Raw genomic sequence first — 17,897 nt, forward strand, 5'->3', positions numbered from 1 at the left:
AGTGCTCCAGTGCGTTCTATGCGAGTGATCCTGCGTGATGGCGGACCTAAAATACGTCCCAGTCGCCCGAATCGGCGGCGGCCGGCGCCGCTTTCCTGGCCTGGCCTGCGGGGCGCGTGGCGACCAGCTTGAGCGTCGCCTTGTGCGGCGCGGGCCGCGGCGCGGCAGGCGCGCGCGGCGCCGCGCCGGCCTGTCCCTGCGCCAGCTTGAAGGCGCCCACCACGCCGGCCAGCCTGGCTGCCTGCTCCTGCAGCGATTGCGATGCCGCCGCCGCTTCTTCGACCAGGGCCGCGTTCTGCTGCGTGACTTCATCCATCTGCGTGATGGCGCGGTTGATTTCCTCGATGCCCGTGCTTTGCTCCACGCTGGCGGCCGAGATTTCGCTGACGATGTCGGTAACGCCGCGTACCGTGTCGACCACTTCCGTCATGGCCGCGCCGGCCTGCTGGACCAGCTTGCCGCCTTGGCCCACCTGTTCCACGGAGTCGCTGATGAGTACCTTGATTTCCTTGGCGGCCGCGGCCGAACGGTGCGCCAGGTTGCGTACTTCGGTGGCCACGACGGCAAAGCCGCGCCCCTGTTCTCCGGCGCGCGCCGCTTCCACGGCCGCATTCAGGGCCAGGATATTGGTCTGGAAGGCGATGCCGTCGATGACGCCGATGATGTCGGCGATCTTGTTCGACGAGCTGTCGATCGCTTCCATCGTGCGTATCACGTCGCCCATCACTTGTCCGCCCCGCTGCGCCTTGTCCGAGGCGCTGATGGCCATTTGCTGGGCCTGGCGGGCATTGTCCGCGTTTTGCCGCACGGTGGCCGTCAGTTCTTCCATGGCCGAGGCGGTTTCTTCCAGCGAGCCCGCTTGCTGTTCCGTGCGCGCCGACAGGTCCAGGTTACCGGACGCGATTTCGCCCGAGGCCGTGCTGATGCTGTCCGTGCCGGAACGCACTTCGGCCACGATGCGCACCAGGCTCGCGCTCATGTCCGCCATGGCCTGCATCAGCTGGCCCACCTCGTCGTTCGAGGTGGCGCGGACCTGCACGCTGAGGTCGCCGTCCGCGATGGTGCGGGCCACGCCGATGGCGCCGGCCAGCGAGGCGGCGATGCGCCGCGCCAGCAGCAGGCCCATGCTGGCCACCAGGGCCGTCACGGCCAGGGACAGGGCGATGGCAATCCAGCGCGCGCTGGCAGCGGCTGCGGCGCCATCGGCCGCACCTTTGGCCGCCAGGTTTGCGTTGTAGCGGTGGTGGGCGGCGAGGGCGTCGACCAGTTCCTTGATGATGGGCTGGTTTTGCGCCAGCAAGTCGCGCGCCGCGTCCAGTTCACCGGCCTTCGACAGCGCCAGCACCTTGTCGCGCACTTCATCGTAGCGCAGCAGCACGGCGCGGTCGGCGGCCAGCAGCGCGCGGTCCTGTTCATCGGTGATATCTTCTTTTTCATACTGGTCGAGCGCCTTGCCGACCGCCGCGCGCGCTTCCCTGATGCCCGCTTCCAGCTTGGCGCGTCCGGCCGCATCCTTGCTGGCCATGTGCTGCCAGACGGCCGTGCGCATCTGCGCGAACGGTACAAAAGCGTCGTTCAAGGTGAGCAGACTGGGTACCGTGTTGACAGTGGCATAGCTGGCCGCCGTGTACACGCGGTCCATCTGGTAGATGCCAAAGCCCGCGAGGGCGGCCAGCCCGAGGACGACGGAGAGGATCAAGGCGTACAGCCGTTTAGCGATGGTCATTTTGGGCGCCGCTCCAATGAAGTGAAATTCAAGAAAAATGTTTGGCTTGGGAGGTTTTTTTCCATTTTACGATAAAAATTCGTTTTATTCGAGAAATTTGTTGTTGAATTATTTTATTCAATGATTTTCATTGAAAACATATGCTTATAGCGGGCTGGACGGTAAGACCGTGTATAAAAAGCCACACGGCGTGTACCTGGCCTTCTGGCGTGTGGCACGCTTTGGCGATTAGTGAAAAAATGGAATTCCTTGATCGCCATCAAATACGGTGCGCAGGCGCGTGCCGCCGACTGACTCTTGTAAAGGAGCATCATGACTGCCTCTGCCCGGCCTGGACCCTTGCTTGTCATCACCGCAGTCATCTTCATCTTGCTGGGCCTGGCACTTGCCGGCGGCGGCGCCTGGCTCGTCAGCCTGGGCGGTTCCTGGTATTACGTCGTGGCCGGTATCGGCATGCTCGTCGCGGGCGCGCTCGTGTGGAAGGGGCGGCGCAGCGCCCAGCTGTTTCTCGCGCTGCTGCTGTTCGCCACCCTGATCTGGTCCGTGATCGAAGTGAAGTTCGACTGGTGGCAATTGCTGCCGCGCCTCGATATCTGGTTCGCCGCCGCCGTCTGGCTGCTGCTGCCGTTCGTCGACCGCCGCCTCGATCCGCCATTGACGGCCGGAGCGAAACCGCGCGACGCGGGCAAGAGCGCGCTGGCCGCCGCCGTGGTACTGACGGCCGCCGTGGGCGTGTTCTCGCTATTTCAGGACTACTACACCTTGCATGGCGAAGTGCCGGCCGAGAACATGGCAGCCGCGCCGCAAGGCGATTTCGCGCCGGGCGTGGCGCCCAACGACTGGGCCGCGTATGGCCGTTCCGGCTATGGCGACCGCTATGCGCCGGCCGCGCAGATCACGCCGGCCAACGCGTCGCAGCTGAAACAGGCATGGGTGTACAACACGGGCGACTTCAAGGGTCCGAACGATCCGGGCGAGATCGCCAACGAAGTCACGCCGCTGAAAGTGAACGGCATGCTGTACCTGTGCACGCCGCATAACATCGTCATTGCGCTCGATCCGGACACGGGCAAGGAGATCTGGCGCCACGATCCGAAGATCAACCGCGACGCATCGACCTACCAGCACATGATCTGCCGCGGCGTGGCCTACTGGGACGTCAACGCGGGCCGCGCCAAGGGCGACCCGGCACCCGAGGCGGCCGGCATGGAATGCCCGCGCCGCATCCTCGCGCCCACCATGGATGCCACCCTGATCGCCGTCAACGCCGATACGGGGGTAGCCTGCAAAAGCTTTGGCGAAAATGGCGTGATCGGCCTGTACCATGGCATGGGCATGAAGAAGCGGGGATTCCTGATGCCGACGTCGCCGCCGGCCGTGGCGCAAAACGTGGTGGTGATGGCCGCCAGCGTCACCGATAACTTTTCCACGGAAGAGCCGTCGGGCGTGATCCGCGGCTACGATCCCGTCACGGGCAAGCTGATGTGGAACTGGGATGCGTCGAACCCGGACGACACGGCGCCGATTGCCGATGGAAAAACGTACACGAACAACTCGCCCAATTCCTGGGGCGTGTCCAGCATCGATGAAAAACTGGGTATGGTGTACATCCCGATGGGCAATGAAACGCCGGACACGTGGGGTGGCAACCGCAATCCCCATGGCGAGAAATACAATAGCGCCATCGTCGCGCTGGACCTGGCGACGGGCAAGGTGCGCTGGGTCTACCAGACCGTGCACCACGATATCTGGGACATGGATATCGGCGGTCAGCCCACCCTGGTCGACATCGACACGCCGAAAGGCAAAGTGCCGTCCGTCGTGGCCACGACGAAACGCGGCGACATCTACGTGATCGACCGGCGCGACGGCAGCCTGGTCGTGCCGGCGCCGGAAAAACCCGTGCCGACGAACAACCCGGCTCCCGGCGACCGCCTGTCGCCCACGCAGCCGTTTTCGGGCCTCACTTTCTTGCCCGAGAAAAACATCAGCGAAACGGATATGTGGGGCACGACGCCATTCGACCAGCTGGCGTGCCGCATCATCTTCCGCCAGCACCGCTACGAAGGGCCGTTCACGCCGCAAACGGTGGCCGAAGGCAAGATCAAGGGCGCCATCATCTCGCCCGGCCCGCTCGGTATCTTCGAGTGGGGCGGGGCGGCCGTCGATCCGGGCCGGCAATTGCTGCTGGTGAACCCCGACTACATGGGCTTTCTGGAGCGTCTGGTGCCGCGTGCGCAAGCGAACGCGAAGGGCGGTACGGGATCCGAAATGGGCTTGCAGCCGCAGACGGGCGTGCCGTTTGCCGTGGAAATCAAGCCTTTTCTTTCGCCGCTGGGCTTCCCATGCCAGGCGCCGCCATGGGGCTATATCGCCGCCGTCGACTTGCGCACCATGAAAAAAGTGTGGATGCACAAGAACGGCACCACGCGCGACAGCGCCCCCGTGCCCATCGCCTTGCCGCTGGGCGTGCCCAGCCTGGGCGGCATCAGCACCACGGGCGGCGGCGTGGCCTTCCTCAGCAGCACGCTCGACTACTACATCCGCGGCTACGACGTGCGCAATGGCAAGACCGTATGGAAAGCCCGCCTGCCGGCCGGCGGCCAGGCCACGCCGATGAGCTATATCTCCGACAAGACGGGCAAGCAATATGTCGTCGTCATGGCCGGCGGCCATGGTTCGCTCGGCACGAAGATGGGCGATAGCCTGGTGGCGTTTGCGTTGCCGGATGAGGCGGTGAAGGAGGGGGCGAAGACGAAATAGTTAGACACGCCGCGGTGCCGGCATTGCTGGCGGCACCGCGGCGGCATTCGCTGTCGGTCTGGCGAGTTTTCAAATTTGCATGTTGCTTGTGGGAACGCCGTTTGTTAGACTTCAAAGCGGTGTTTCAATTCAAATAATATGTGAATGATTGTAATGATAAAGATAAAAATTTCCGCAATAACAGCAATTCTCCTTTCCTTGATCGCCTGTTCTCCCAAAGCGCCTGATGCTACAACGCAGGCCGCGACAAATAGCAGCCCAGCTGCCGTCATTGAGGCAGTCAAGCCGGTCGATGCATGGCATTACTTCGCCAGCGAAGATAAAATGAGCGGCGATACGGTCTACTTTGCGAACCTGCATAGCAGTAATACGGTTGATTTTGCTTTTCCGTATAACGGAGAACAGAATGCCAGTGTGACGCTGATGAGTGATAGCCGGCCTAAGAAGAGTGCGATGTTCTCGATTAAGAAGGGCCAGATATTGTGCCAATCCTATCAAGATTGCCTGGTGCAGGTGAGATTTGACGATAGTCCGCCTGGTTATTACAAGGCCGTTGGCGCCTCCGATCAAAGTACGACAACGATCCACTTCCGTGATGGGGATAAATTTTTCCAGGAATTAAAAAAGGCGAAAAGGCTGCGCATTGCCGCAGAAATGTATCAGGAAGGTTCGCCTGTATTTGAATTTGATGTCAGTGCATTCGATCTGCAAAAATTCCTGCCCAAGAAATAAATTCAAATAAAGTCGCTTCCTGATAAAAAGGCGTTGTCCACGAGCTTATTGCGGACAACGCTTTTTTTATTGCGCCGCCAATCCCAGTTTCAGTCCCACCAGCTTGCCCGGCGCGGCCTCCGTTTTTTCCGGCGCACCGGCGCTGACCCTGGCCGCCTGCGTTCCATCCTGCTGCAGGGCGGCCAGAATCGCCGCGCTGCGCTGGGTGCCCAGCTTGCTCAAGGCGTCGGCCGCCAGGGGCTGCTTGGCTTCCAGCTGCTCGCGCAAGCCCTTGTAGAAGGCGCCCGTGTCGGCCACTTGCGGCTCGCCTTCGATCAGCTTGCCCAGACGTTGGAATACGGGGATTTTTGCCGGAGCCGATGCGGCTGCTGATGCCGCCTCTGCCGCCGCTGTGGCTGGGACGGCCGATTCCGCCGCCTTTTTCTGCTTGTCCAGCTCGGCCTTGCCGAAGCGTTCCGCGTACAGGTCGCGCAGGGCGCCCCGTATCTTGCGTTCGCCCAGGTTCAACGGTCCCGGCTCTTCGCCCGCTTCCAGCTTGATGCCGGCCTTGGCGGCGACGGCGCGGCGCACGGCCTGGGCGCGCAGGGCGGCCGCGTCCGTATCGCTGTACTGGCCTGGCACGGCCAGCTTCAGCTGTTCGCGCTTGGCGAGGATTTGCGCCACCTGCTTGAGCTTTTCCCGCTCGGGCGGCAGCAGCACGGCGCTGCCCGCATCGAAGTCGATCGATTCGAGCTTGTCGGCGCTGATGCCGAGCAAGTTGCCCAGCGCGCGAAATGGGGCCGTGACGATTTTCGTCAGCACATTGCCCACGGCTTTCCAGATCAGGGCGCCATAGCTGAATTGCGGGTCGTTCATGTCGCCCGACACGGGCAAGCCCAGGTCGATGCGCCCGTCCGAGTCCTTGAGAATGGCCAGCGCCAGTTCCAGCGGCAGCTTCAAGGCGTCCGGGCTGTCGATGCGCTCGCCCAGGGTCAGCTTGTCGAGAACGATCTGGTTTGTGCCGTCGAGCTGGCGGTTGCGTACCTTGTATTGCAAGTCCAGCGAAATCTTGCCTTCTGCCACCTTGTAGCCGGCGAACTTCATCGTGTACGGCGAGGCGGACACCATGTCGACATTTTTGAAGACGACGTTCAAGTCCGTGTTGTCGGTTGGGGCGAAGGGATTTAATTGGCCACGCACGCGGGCGAGGCCGAATTCGTCGATGCGGCCATCGAGTTCGATCTGGCTGCGCGCATCACGTTTCGTCGACAGGCCCGTGACGACGCCATTGAGTTCATAAATCTTGGCGGCGAACTGGGGCCGCAAGCTGAGGTCGGCAAAGTCCAGCTTGGCGTTTTGCAGGCGCACGCGGCGCACACGCACGGGGAAGACGGCGTCGGCCGCCGGCGTGGTGGCGGCAACGGGAGCCGGCGCAGGTGCGGTGGCCGTGGCAGGCTCGGGCGCCTTGACCAGCAGGCGCTGGGCATTGAGGCTGCGGTCGTTTTCGATGATCAGCTGGGCGTTCGGTTCCACCACACGCAGTTCGGGGATGTCGACGAAGTCGGGCCCCACGCTGGCCGTCATCTTGTCGGCGCGCACGCTTTTCCATGAGGCAAAGCGTTTGCCATCCGTTTCATTGAGCACGAGGCCGGCAATATCGACGCCGCCCACATAGCGGACCTTGGGCGCTTTCGGCGCGCCGCCGCCTGTCGTCAGGCGGCCGCTGCCGGAGAGCGACCCGCTTGCCAGTTTCAGTTTGATATGCTGCGCCAGCAACGGTTGCACGGGCGCCAGGGTCAGCTGCTTCAAATTCAGCTGCGCATCGACGGCGCCCGTGCCCGGCACGAACTTGCCATTGGCCGTCAACAGTCCGCCTTCGCGCAGGCCTACGCCCAGCTCGAACGGCAGCGCCTGTTTCATATCGTTGCTGACGTCTTGCAGCGACAAACGGGCATCTTGCAGCGTGACCTTGATGCCAGTGCCCGCGTCATCGAAACGGGCGCCGAACTTGCTCAGTTCTACCTTGTCTACCTTGGTGGACCATGGCGCGGATGGCGCATCCTTGGCAGTGTCGGCCTTGCTGGAGGCAAACACGGGCAGCTTTTGCGCAATCGCAAATTCCCCCTGGCGGTTGCGCGCCAGGTCGATCTGCGCGCCGCTGGCTGTCACGGCGCCCAGGTGCACGGTATGCGCCGCCAGGTCGATCTTGCCTTCTGTAAAGCCCAGTTGGGCCAGCTTGAACGGCGTTTGCGCTCCCCGTTGCATGGTGAGGTCGGCCAGGCCGAACTGTGCGCCGTCGATGACGGTGGCCATGCCCGATGGACCTTGCTGCAAGCCCAGCTGCAAGTTCAGCTGCAGCTGCTTGGCGCTCAGCTGCAAAGCCGGCGAGACGGTTTCATCGATGGCGGACACGTCCACATTGGCCAGCGCCAGCTGTTTCAAATCCACTTTCCACTTGCCGGGCGTGGCTGGCGCTGCTGGCGTGGCGGTGGCCGATGCGGCAGGTGCGGGATTACCCGGCAGCATCAGGCTCGCCACATCGATCTCGCCCTTGCTGTCGCGGCGCACGGCCACCTTGCCGCCGACCAGGTTGACCTTGTCGATCGTGACGTTCTGGCGCGCCAGGTCCACGTTCACGCCGGCGATGCCGAGGGTGTTCAGCGACGTGAAGGCGTCGCTCTTGCCACTTTGCACCAGCGCCAGGTCGCGCAAGGCCAGGCCCGCGCCTTTGACGGTCGCTTCCAGCTTGCCGTCCGCATAGGAAAAGGCGTAGGGCAGGCGCGCCGACAGCTTGCCGCTGGCGACAGTCGCGCGCGTATAGGCTTTCAAATACGCGGCCAGGCCCGGCAGGGAAGCGTCGTTCAGTATCAGTTCGCCTTCGCCACGGATGGGGCTGAGCGAAGCGGTGCCGCGCCAGTGCAGCTTGCCGCCGCGCACCGCATCGGCGCTGAGGCTGTAGCTGCCGTTGGCGTCGGGCAGGGTGGAAATATTATCGAGCGTGAAGTTGATCGGCGTGAAGTTGTCCGCATAGCCGGCCTTCTGGTCTTGCCAGTCGACTTTGCCTTGCTCCAGCGCAAAGTGGGCGATGACGAGGCGCGGCATGCCGCCTTCGCTCTTTTCCGGGTGATTGCGTTGCCAGGTGGCCAGCACTTCGGCCAGGTTGAACTTGCCGTCCGGCGTGATCGTCAGTTGTGCTTGCGGCGCCGTGATGCGGATTTCCGCCAGGCTCCAGGCGCGGCGCACGATGGATTTCCATTCCAGCTGCACGGCCAGGGCGCCGATGGACAGTAGCGGTGCATTGTTTGCGCTGGCCGCTTCCGTGAAAGCGATCTTGTCCGCTTCCAGGCGCAGGGTAAACGGGTTAAAGCGCACGTCAGCGATGCTGGCTTGGCGCGCGAGTTCTTTTTCTGCAAATTTGGGCAACTGGTTTTTGATGACGTAGGGCACCAGCCAGAAACCGGCCGCGCTGTAGGCGGCCAGGGCGCAGCCCGTGCCCAGGGCCCAGCGCTGCCAGCGTTTCCAGCGAAATGTTTTCGTCTGCACGCTTTTGTTGTCGATTGTGTTCACGAACTTACCTTTTGATCTTGTTGGGCCGCAGTGTTGCGCGCCGTGACTGTCAGTATGCCTCTTTGCGGGCTCGTCTGCAAAATCCAAACGTGTTCAAGTGATAACAGGCGCCTAAGGGAACTAGTTTCTTCTGTAAAACTCACACAAACTCACCTTTTCTTGATAATGATTCTCATTATCGGTATCATGTGCGCTAACCGTAAGTTTCCGCTTGCCCCCCATTTCCCAATTGAAAGCCTGACGCCATGCCTGTTGTCACTCCCCGCACCCGTTTACTTCCAGTGGTCGCAGCCCTGTCGCTGGCCTTCGCTTCCCACGCCGCGCTGGCGGCCAATGCGGCCAGCGGCCAGGACGAGCCGACGGCTGGCGATGAGAAAGTCATGCAAGCCGTGCAGGTGACGGGCGCCCGCGCGCAAGGACTGGTGCCGCTGACCACGGAGGCGGGCAGTTTCCGTGGCGCCAGCATCATGGACGTGCCGTCGACCGTCAACGTGATTACGCGCGAATTACTGGAGCAGCAAGCCGTGTCCGGCCTGTACGACGCCGTGCGCAATACGGCCGGCGTGACGCGCCAGCAAAATGGGGGCGAGACGTGGGATCAGCTGGTGATACGCGGCATTGCCGTGGAAAACCGCACGAATTACCGCCTCAACGGCTCCCTGCCCATCATGAACTTCTCGCAAGTGCCCATGGAAAACAAGGAGCGGGTGGAAGTGCTGAAGGGCGCTTCGGCCCTGTACTACGGCTTTACGTCGCCGGCCGGCGTCGTCAACTTCGTTACCAAACGTGCCGGCAGCCAGCCCGTCACCAGCATGGGCTTGAGCCTCGATGACCGTGGCAGTGCCGTGGCGAATGTCGACGTGGCGCGCCGTTTTGGCGCGCAGCAGGAATTCGGCGCGCGCATCAATGCCGCTGGCGGCACCCTCGGTTCCTACCTGGATGATGTCGGCAATGGTAACCGCCGCTTCCTTTCCACGGCGCTCGACTGGAGAGTGACGAACAAATTGCTGCTCAAGGCCGACCTCGAGTACGAGCGCCGCAGGGTGACGGAGCAGGCGGGCGTGGCCTTGCCCACGGCCGTGAAAGGCGTGATCAGCTTGCCGCGCGCCGTCGATCCGCGCAAGCTGATCGGCCCCGACTGGTCGAATTTCGAAGCGCAAACCAAAAATGCGCAATTGCGCGCCGATTACGCCATCACCGATGGCTGGGCCTTGACGGTGGAGGCGGGCCACGCGGAAACGGCGCGCGACCGCCGCCTGGCGATCTTCCGCCTGAACAACGCGGCCGCGCTGGCCACGGGCGCGGGCCGCATCACGGGCAATATCCAGCACAGCGTGATGACGTCGGACTTGCTGCGCGCGGAACTGGCCGGCAATGTCAACACGGGTTCCATCGCCCACGAACTGACCCTGGGCGCGTCGCGCACGGACAAATCGCAAGATCCGATTTACCAGAGCAATTACACGATCGCTTCGCAAAACCTGTACAACCCAGTGCCCGTTACGACTGTCGTGTTAGGCCCCAAGCCCACGGCGCCGACGACGGCCGGGCTCGACACGCGCGACACGGGCTTGTATGCGCTCGACCGCATGGTTTTCAGCCCGCAATGGCAAAGCGTCATCGGCGTGCGCCGCAGCAGCTATCAAAGCGACCAGGGCGCCAGCCACTACGACGTCAGCAAGACGACGCCGATGGCCTCATTGATCTACAAGGCCATGCGCGAGCTGTCGTTCTATGCCTCCACGGCGCGGGGGCTGGAAGAGGGCGAAACGGGCCCGACGGGCACGGTCAACCAGGGCGTCAAGATGGCGCCTGGCGTGAGTAAACAAAAGGAACTGGGCGCGCGCTGGCTGACCCCTGGCGGCACCTTGCTGTCTGCCGCGCTGTTCGACATCACGCGCCCCGGCTATTACACGAATGCCAGCAATGTATTCACGTCGGACGGCGAACAACGCTACCGCGGCCTTGAACTGTCGACCCAGGGCAAGCTGACGCGCCAGTTGTCGTGGCAGACGTCGGCCCAGTTCCTCGATCCAAGCTTTGCGCACATCAACGCCGACTACAACGGTAAGGCGCCGGAAAACGCGTCGAAACGCACGGCTAGCGCCTTCCTCGCTTACGCGTTTGACGCCATGCCGGGCCTGTCCGTCAACGGCGGCGCGTATTACTACAGCGCCCGTCCCGTCAACGATTTGAACCAGGCCTTCCTCGGTGGCGTCAGCCTGTTCAGCGCGGGCGCCCGCTATGCGAGCCGCGTGATGGACAAGGCCGTCGTGTGGCAGTTGAACGTGGAAAATGCGGCCGACAAGCGCTACTGGGCTGGTGCCGGCACGCGCCTGGCATCGGGCGCGCCGCGCGCGATCAAGTTGTCGATGAAGGTGGATCTATAAGGCTTGACTTGCGCGCTGTCCACGGGTGACCTGCGCTGATACAATGTTGCCATGTTCATCAGCAAAGGCAAGGCCAGCATCGTCCTGTGGATCGCGTGTATCGCCATCTTCCTGGCTACGCTCGCCCCTACGGTGTCGCGCGCGCTGACGGTCGCCAGCGGCCTGGCCGTGCCCAGCCTGGAAATATGCTCGGTGGCGGGCGGCATGAACATGCTGCCCGCAACATTCTCCACGGACGCGCCCGATACCTCCAAGAGCGGCATGCGCATGGGCGATTGCCCGTGCTGCAGCATGCATGCGGCCACCTTGGACGTGCCACCGACGACCCTCGTGCTTGCTTCCGGCGAGCTCATCACGGGCTTGCTGCCCCTGCTGTTTTACCAATCCGCCACGCCGCTGTTCGCCTGGACACCTGTCCAGCCTCGCGGGCCGCCTGCCGCTTTCTGATCTGTCCCTTTCCCTGAACTGCCTTGCGCCGCGCGTATCGTGCGCTTGCGTCTGTTCGTCTTGCCCATACAGAATCTGAAAGCAGCACCATGAAACATTTCCCCTTATTGATTTTCCTCGCCATCGCCATGCCCGCCGTGGCGCAAACGCGCACTGAACAGGTCCTGCCCGAGATGAAAGTCATCGTCACGGCCATAGGCGACGGCTACCGTCCCGCCGCCGACACGGCGCTCATGTTATCGAGCACGCCCGGCTACAGCGTGGCGGCCGGCGGCGGCGTGTCCGGCTTGCCGGTGGTCAATGGCTTTGCCGATGACCGGCTGAAAATACGCATCGACGGCATGGAACTGACGTCGGCCTGCGCCAACCACATGAATGCGCCGCTGTCGTATATCGATCCGCAGCAGGTGCAGCGCATCCGCCTGATCGCGGGCGTGACACCCGTCAGCGCGGGCGGCGACAGCATCGGCGGCACCATCGAAGTGCAGTCGAACGCGCCCGTGTTCGCCCAGCCCGGCGCGGCCTTGCTCACGCAAGGCAGCTTTGCCGTGTCGGGACGCAGCGTCAACAACAGCGTGGCGACCAGCGTGAACGCGTCGGCCGGCAGCGACGTGCTCAGCGTCGGCTACAGCGGTGCCTACACCCGCGGACACAGCTATGAAGATGGCCACGGCAACAAAGTGCTGGCCAGCATGTTTGAAAGCATCAACCAGTCCATCGTGCTGGCGGCCAAGCGCGATGGCCAGCAGCTGACCCTGCGCGCCGGCGTGCAGCACATCCCGTACCAGGGTTTTCCCAACCAGTACATGGACATGACGGACAACCATGGCCAGTTCGCCAACCTCGCTTACAAGGGCGAGTTCGGCTGGGGCGTGTTTGACGCGCGCGCCTACTGGCAGCAGACGGACCATGAAATGGGCTTTTTCACACCCGAGCGCACGGGAACGATGCCGATGATCACGCACGGGCGCAACACGGGCTATGCGCTGATGGCCAGCTTGCCCATGAGCGCGGGCGAGTTGCGCCTGGGCCAGGAGTGGCACGGCTTCCGCCTTGACGATTACTGGCCGGCCGTGCCCGGTTCCATGATGATGGGGCCGCGCACCTACCTGAACATCAACGACGGCAAGCGCGACCGAACCGTGCTGTTCGGCGAACTGGAAACGCGCCACGATGCGCGCTGGACGAGCGTGCTGGGCGTGCGCGGCGAATCCGTGCGCATGGATACGGGCGACGTGCAATCGTACGGCACCAACATGATGAACATGCCCGACGTGATGGCCGCCAGGGCCTTCAATGCGCGCAGCCGCAGCCAGCGCGACACGAATATCGATGCTTCGGCGCAAGCCACGTTCACGCCAGACGCGGCCAGCAGCTATGAATTCGCGCTGGCGCGCAAGGTGCGCTCGCCCAACCTGTACGAGCGCTACTCGTGGGGCCGGGGTTCGATGGCGATGACCATGACCAACTGGTTTGGCGATGGCAACGGCTATGTGGGCGATATCGACCTCAAGCCCGAAACCGCTTACACGGCGGCCTTCACGGCCGACTGGCATGGCGGCGGCGAGGAGGGCTGGTTCGTGCGCCTCAACCCGTATTACAGCAAGGTCGACAATTACATCGACGTCGATGTGCTGTCATCTTTCCACCCGTACATGAAAATGGGTGCGAACGGCAATTTGTTGCGCTTTGCCAACCACGACGCCAAGCTGTACGGCGCCAATCTGGCGTGGCAGCTGCCGCTGGCCAGTAGCGCCCGCTGGGGCAGTTTCATGGCCACGGGTAATGCCGCATACACGCGGGGCAAGCGCAGCGATGGCGGCGACCTGTACCGCATGATGCCGTTCAACGCCTTGCTGGCCGTCGAGCACAAGCTGGGCGCCTGGAGCAACCGCATCGAAACGAAGATCGTGACCCGCAAGGACAAGGTCGACGCGCGCCGTGTCGAACCGGAAACGGGCGGCTACGCGCTCGTCAACCTGCGCAGCAGCGTAGCGCTGAGCAAGATGGCCAACCTCAGCGCGGGAGTGAGCAACCTGTTCAACCGAGCGTATGCGGATCCGCTGGGCGGCGTGTATTTGTCCGGCTTGAAGTCGAACGGCGGCGCGCTGCAAGCGTTGCCGGCCGAGGGCCGGTCGATTGATCTGGGGCTGCAGCTGAAGTTCTAAGGCTGAAATCAGCAGGCGCCTTCCTGCGCCGATGCGGAAGGAAGGTGCCTGCTGGCATTGCCGCATCGGCGAGCGCCAGTTGCTCGTGACAATGTGTGCATGTTTCTTGTCGGTAATTTGTTATGCTCTGTGGCGCCTGTTTCAGGCGTTTGGCGCACATGGGTGCGATAGCAGAGGCTTCCGCCCTTGACTGCTGAAATGATGCCGACTTGATGAAAAGGTGTACATGATCGCGTTTAAAGATTTTCGTTCGACCACCTCGGGCAGTCCTCTCTCTGACGGCATGGACAGATCGCTGGTAATGGCCAATGAATGGCTGGTAAAAAACGGCATTCGTCCTGTCTCCATTGAAACCATCACGGAAACCAGGGGCTGGATGGCGATCACCCAGATTGAGCGAGGCTTACGGGTTTGGTACGAAGTGACTTTACTTCCATTGAAACCCTGACGTGTTCAAGCCGGATATCCCAGGGTACCCGGCACAGCGCCATCAATTTCCGCCTCCGTTCTTTTTCCGCCGTGACCCCGTCAGCACGCGCAGCGCGGTGGCGATCGGCACCTTGTTCTTGGCGAGGTAGGCGGCGGCCGTGGCCGTGTCGAGCATTTCCTGGAAAATAATGCCGACCTCGACCTTTTGGGCCGTCAAATCGTCCTGCCTTGCGCAGTCGAGGATATCCATATTCGTAGCAGTGACCTTGTCGTTCTTGGAGCGCATTTTTGCCTCGGTAGAAAAGAGAAAAATGTCTCCTTTTATTTGCCTTTAAGATAACTTATTTTTGTGACTTTGTGGAAATTTTTCTTTAATCGATAGTGCATTGAGGAATTAAATTTATCTATCGTTCAAGTTCAGGACCCGGTCATGCGCGGCTTCGGCATGCGATATCGTCCACGCGTTCTGGCATTCCGTGCGGACGATAAATAAGGCATAGATGACTTCCCGTCACCCATTGCCTGATCAACCATCGTTTGCCAGCGGCGCCCGCATACGGTCTAATCATGGTTTGTTCCTTTACGAGCTTGCCATGCTGCCCACTTCCGCCATCGTCGCGCTGCGCGAAAAATTTCCCCTGATTACAGAACTGATGGCCTTGGAGCCCTTGAGCTGGTTCAACCCCGGCATTGCGCCGGCGGCCGAGGGCCTGAAAGACGTGGGCTTGACGGCGGATGACGTGGCGCAGGCCAGTGCGCGTCTGGCCCGTTTTGCGCCGTATCTGGCCAAGGCTTTCCCGGAAACGCAGGCCAGTGGCGGCGTCATCGAGTCGCCCGTCGTGCCGCTGCCCGCCATGCAGGGGGCATTAGACATGACAAGCGGTCAGCTGTGGCTCAAGCAGGATAGCCATTTGCCCATTTCCGGCTCGATCAAGGCGCGCGGCGGCATCTATGAAGTGCTGAAACATGCGGAAACGCTGGCGCTGGACGCCGGCTTGCTGAAAGAGGGCGATGATTACAGCTTGCTGGCCAGCGACGCCGTACGCGCCTTCTTTGGCCAGTATGCGATCGCCGTCGGCTCCACGGGCAATCTGGGTTTGTCGATCGGCATCATGAGCGCGCGCCTGGGCTTTCGCGCTACCGTGCACATGTCGGCTGACGCGCGGCAGTGGAAAAAAGATAAATTGCGCAGCCACGGCGTCACCGTCGTCGAGTACGCGACCGACTACAGCGTGGCCGTGGAAGCGGGGCGCAAACAGGCGGAGAGCGATCCCACCTGCCACTTCGTCGACGATGAAAATTCGCACGATCTGTTTCTCGGCTATGCGGTGGCGGGCGAACGCCTGAAAACCCAGTTCGCCGCAAAGAACGTCACGGTCGATGCGCAGCACCCCTTGTTCGTGTATCTGCCGTGCGGCGTGGGTGGCGGCCCCGGCGGGGTGGCCTTTGGCTTGAAGCTGGCCTTTGGCGATCATGTCCACTGCATCTTCGTCGAGCCGACCCATTCACCGTGCATGCTGCTGGGCGTGTACACGGGCTTGCATGATGGCATCAGCGTGCAGGAAATCGGCATCGACAACCTGACGGCCGCCGATGGCCTGGCCGTGGGACGCCCGTCCGGCTTTGTCGGGCGCGCCATGCAAAGGCTGATCGACGGCTACGCCACCGTCAGCGATGAAGAACTGTACCGCTTGCTGGCGACCTTGGAACAAACGCAAGGCTTGCGCCTGGAACCGTCGGCCGTGGCCGGATTCGCGGGCATTCCTGCCGTGCTGGCCGCGCCGCAATACCAGCAGCACCTGGAAACGGCCACGCACCTGGTGTGGGGCACGGGCGGCAGCATGGTGCCGGAGCACGAAATGGCCGCTTACGTGGCGCGCGGCCACGCCTTGCTGGCGGCCGGCGCCGCTTGATGCCGGCCGGCGCACCGCGCATGGCGACGTTGACGGCCAGCCAGTTTGCCAACCTGCACACGTTTCTCGTGGCGGCGCGCCATGCCAGTTTTGCCTTGGCCGCGCAGGAACTGGCGCTCACGCCCAGCGCCGTCAGCCACCGCATCGCGCGGCTGGAAGCGGGCCTGGGTCTGCGCTTGTTCGAGCGCCTGACGCGGCAAGTAAAGCTGACGCAGGATGGCGAGCGCATCTTCGCCGCGCTGCAAATCGGCTGGGATGGCTTGCATGCGGCGCTGGCCGGCGGCGATGCGCTCACGGGCAGCATCACCGTGCATGCGCGCCCCTCCATTGCTCAATGCTGGCTCGTGCCGCGCCTGGCAGGCTTTACGGCGCAGTATGCGGACGTGTCGATCGATTTGCGCGTGGGGAACGACGCCGTCGACTTTCGCGCGGGCCAGGTCGACCTGGCCTTGCATTACGGCGACGGCAACTTTCCCGGCCTGGCATCGCGCAAGCTGATGGACGAATGGCTGGCGCCCGTGTGCAGCCCGGATTATGCGCGCGAACACGGTTTGCTCGATGCGTCGCATCAGCTTCAAGGCGCGACGGTACTGCACGACACCCTGGCCTGGCCCGCCTGCGCGCCCGATGCCGAGTGGCGGCTGTGGCTGGACGGGCAGGCGCCCGGCGTGAACTTGCCCGCGCGCAGCCTGCGTTTCGACCGCGCCGACCTGTGCGCGCAGGCGGCCATCCACCACGCGGGCGTGGCCATGGGCCGGCGCCAGCTGGTGCAGCCGTGGTTAGATAGCGGCCAACTGATCCTGCCGTTTGGCGGCTTTTCCTTGGCCAGCCCGCAGGCGTATTATCTCGTGCACAGCGGGCGCGCCGCGCTGCCGGCAAGAGTGCAGGCCTTGTTCGATTGGCTGGTGGGGCAGGCAATTTGATACACTGCGCGCCTTGTTCAAGAAAGCGCACGAAGGAAGCACCATGCACGCATCATCCCCACTGACCTCCACGCCGCCACAGGAATTGCGCACAACTGCGCTCGCCTGCCTGCTCGAACCGGACCCGGCAACGAAGGTGGCGATGGTGGCGGCCATGGCCGAAGCGCAGCTATCTCTCGATGCGCATGCGCCTTTGGCGCCGACCGGCCCCGTGCCGGGCCGTCCCGAACGTCCGGAACTGGTGCCGCCGCGCCTCGTGGGGCGGCGGTCGATGATCACGCCGGAAGGGCGCGCCATGCTCGTGCATGCGCTCGCGCATATCGAATTCAATGCGATGAATCTGGCGCTCGACGCGCTGTGGCGCTTCCCCGATTTGCCCTTTGATTACTACACGGACTGGCTGCGCGTGGCGAAGGAGGAGGCCACGCACTTTGCCATGCTGCAAGCGCACCTGCAGGTGCTGGGGCACACATATGGCGACTTCCCAGGCCACGACAGCCTGTGGGAAATGGTCGACAAGACGCGCGGCGACGTGCTGGCGCGCATGGCGCTCGTGCCGCGCACCCTGGAAGCGCGGGGGCTCGATGCGATTCCGCCGCTGCGCGCCAAGCTGGCGCAGGCGGGCGACATGGCCGCTGCCGCCATCCTCGACATCATCCTGCGCGATGAAGTGGGACACGTGGAAATCGGCAACCGCTGGTATGGCTACCTGTGCGATCAAAGGGGCCTGGAATTACGCGCTACTTATGCCGAGCTGGCGCTGCGCTACGAAGCGCCGACCCTGCGCGGCCCGTTCAACCTGGAGGCGCGGCGGCGGGCGGGGTTTTCGGAGCTGGAACTGTCCGATCTGCCCGCCTGAC

Annotated in this window: 12 protein-coding genes; 9 read left to right on the top strand and 3 right to left on the bottom strand. The window is 63.0% G+C overall.

Going from position 1 to position 17,897, the window contains the following annotated elements:
* Positions 1-46 precede the first annotated feature (46 nt).
* Positions 47-1,726 (bottom strand): methyl-accepting chemotaxis protein, encoded by a 1,680-nt coding sequence (locus AC54AG_RS19690; RefSeq protein WP_496631375.1) that lies wholly within the window; start codon positions 1,724-1,726, stop codon positions 47-49.
* A 312-nt stretch (positions 1,727-2,038) separates the two neighbouring features.
* On the opposite strand from AC54AG_RS19690, the gene AC54AG_RS19695 reads away from it, so the two are divergent.
* Both AC54AG_RS19695 and AC54AG_RS19700 read left to right on the top strand, forming a co-directional pair.
* Positions 2,039-4,489: a membrane-bound PQQ-dependent dehydrogenase, glucose/quinate/shikimate family gene (locus AC54AG_RS19695; protein ID WP_496631376.1), complete on the top strand. Its 2,451-nt coding sequence runs from the start codon at positions 2,039-2,041 to the stop codon at positions 4,487-4,489.
* A gap of 153 nt (positions 4,490-4,642) precedes the next feature.
* Positions 4,643-5,221, top strand: a complete 579-nt coding sequence (locus AC54AG_RS19700) for a hypothetical protein (RefSeq protein ID WP_496631377.1) — start codon at positions 4,643-4,645, stop codon at positions 5,219-5,221.
* Positions 5,222-5,287: 66 nt separating this feature from the next.
* Here the strand turns inward: AC54AG_RS19700 and AC54AG_RS19705 are convergent, their stop codons facing one another.
* Positions 5,288-8,767 carry a DUF748 domain-containing protein gene (locus tag AC54AG_RS19705; RefSeq protein ID WP_496631378.1) on the bottom strand — a complete coding sequence of 1,160 codons (3,480 nt, stop codon included), beginning with the start codon at positions 8,765-8,767 and terminating at the stop codon, positions 5,288-5,290.
* Between the two features lie 245 nt (positions 8,768-9,012).
* Between AC54AG_RS19705 and AC54AG_RS19710 the strand changes: the two genes are divergently transcribed.
* From AC54AG_RS19710 to AC54AG_RS19725, 4 genes are all read left to right on the top strand, one after another.
* Entirely contained in the window at positions 9,013-11,157 is a 2,145-nt protein-coding gene (locus AC54AG_RS19710; protein ID WP_496631379.1) for a TonB-dependent siderophore receptor, read from the top strand.
* 51 nt (positions 11,158-11,208) lie between these two features.
* Positions 11,209-11,604 carry a DUF2946 domain-containing protein gene (locus AC54AG_RS19715; protein ID WP_496631380.1) on the top strand — a complete coding sequence of 132 codons (396 nt, stop codon included), beginning with the start codon at positions 11,209-11,211 and terminating at the stop codon, positions 11,602-11,604.
* An 89-nt stretch (positions 11,605-11,693) separates the two neighbouring features.
* Positions 11,694-13,772, top strand: a complete 2,079-nt coding sequence (locus tag AC54AG_RS19720) for a TonB-dependent receptor (protein ID WP_496631381.1) — start codon at positions 11,694-11,696, stop codon at positions 13,770-13,772.
* Between the two features lie 226 nt (positions 13,773-13,998).
* On the top strand, positions 13,999-14,220 hold the full coding sequence (locus tag AC54AG_RS19725) for a hypothetical protein (protein WP_496631382.1): 222 nt from the start codon (positions 13,999-14,001) through the stop codon (positions 14,218-14,220).
* A gap of 42 nt (positions 14,221-14,262) precedes the next feature.
* Here AC54AG_RS19725 and AC54AG_RS19730 read toward each other — a convergent pair whose 3' ends face one another.
* The gene (locus AC54AG_RS19730) at positions 14,263-14,487 is read right to left on the bottom strand and encodes a hypothetical protein (protein WP_034751205.1); all 225 of its coding nucleotides are present in this window, start codon (positions 14,485-14,487) and stop codon (positions 14,263-14,265) included.
* A gap of 307 nt (positions 14,488-14,794) precedes the next feature.
* On the opposite strand from AC54AG_RS19730, the gene dsdA reads away from it, so the two are divergent.
* From dsdA to AC54AG_RS19745, 3 genes are read left to right on the top strand one after another with little or no spacing between them, the layout of a single operon-like run.
* Positions 14,795-16,114, top strand: coding sequence for a D-serine ammonia-lyase (dsdA, locus tag AC54AG_RS19735; protein ID WP_496631383.1), 1,320 nt, complete (start codon positions 14,795-14,797; stop codon positions 16,112-16,114).
* 20 nt (positions 16,115-16,134) lie between these two features.
* On the top strand, positions 16,135-17,037 hold the full coding sequence (dsdC, locus tag AC54AG_RS19740; protein ID WP_496631384.1) for a DNA-binding transcriptional regulator DsdC: 903 nt from the start codon (positions 16,135-16,137) through the stop codon (positions 17,035-17,037).
* A 43-nt stretch (positions 17,038-17,080) separates the two neighbouring features.
* Positions 17,081-17,896 carry a ferritin-like domain-containing protein gene (locus AC54AG_RS19745; protein WP_496631385.1) on the top strand — a complete coding sequence of 272 codons (816 nt, stop codon included), beginning with the start codon at positions 17,081-17,083 and terminating at the stop codon, positions 17,894-17,896.
* The last annotated feature ends 1 nt before the right edge of the window (position 17,897 follow it).

The sequence above is a fragment of the Janthinobacterium sp. BCJ23 genome, assembly GCF_059617945.1.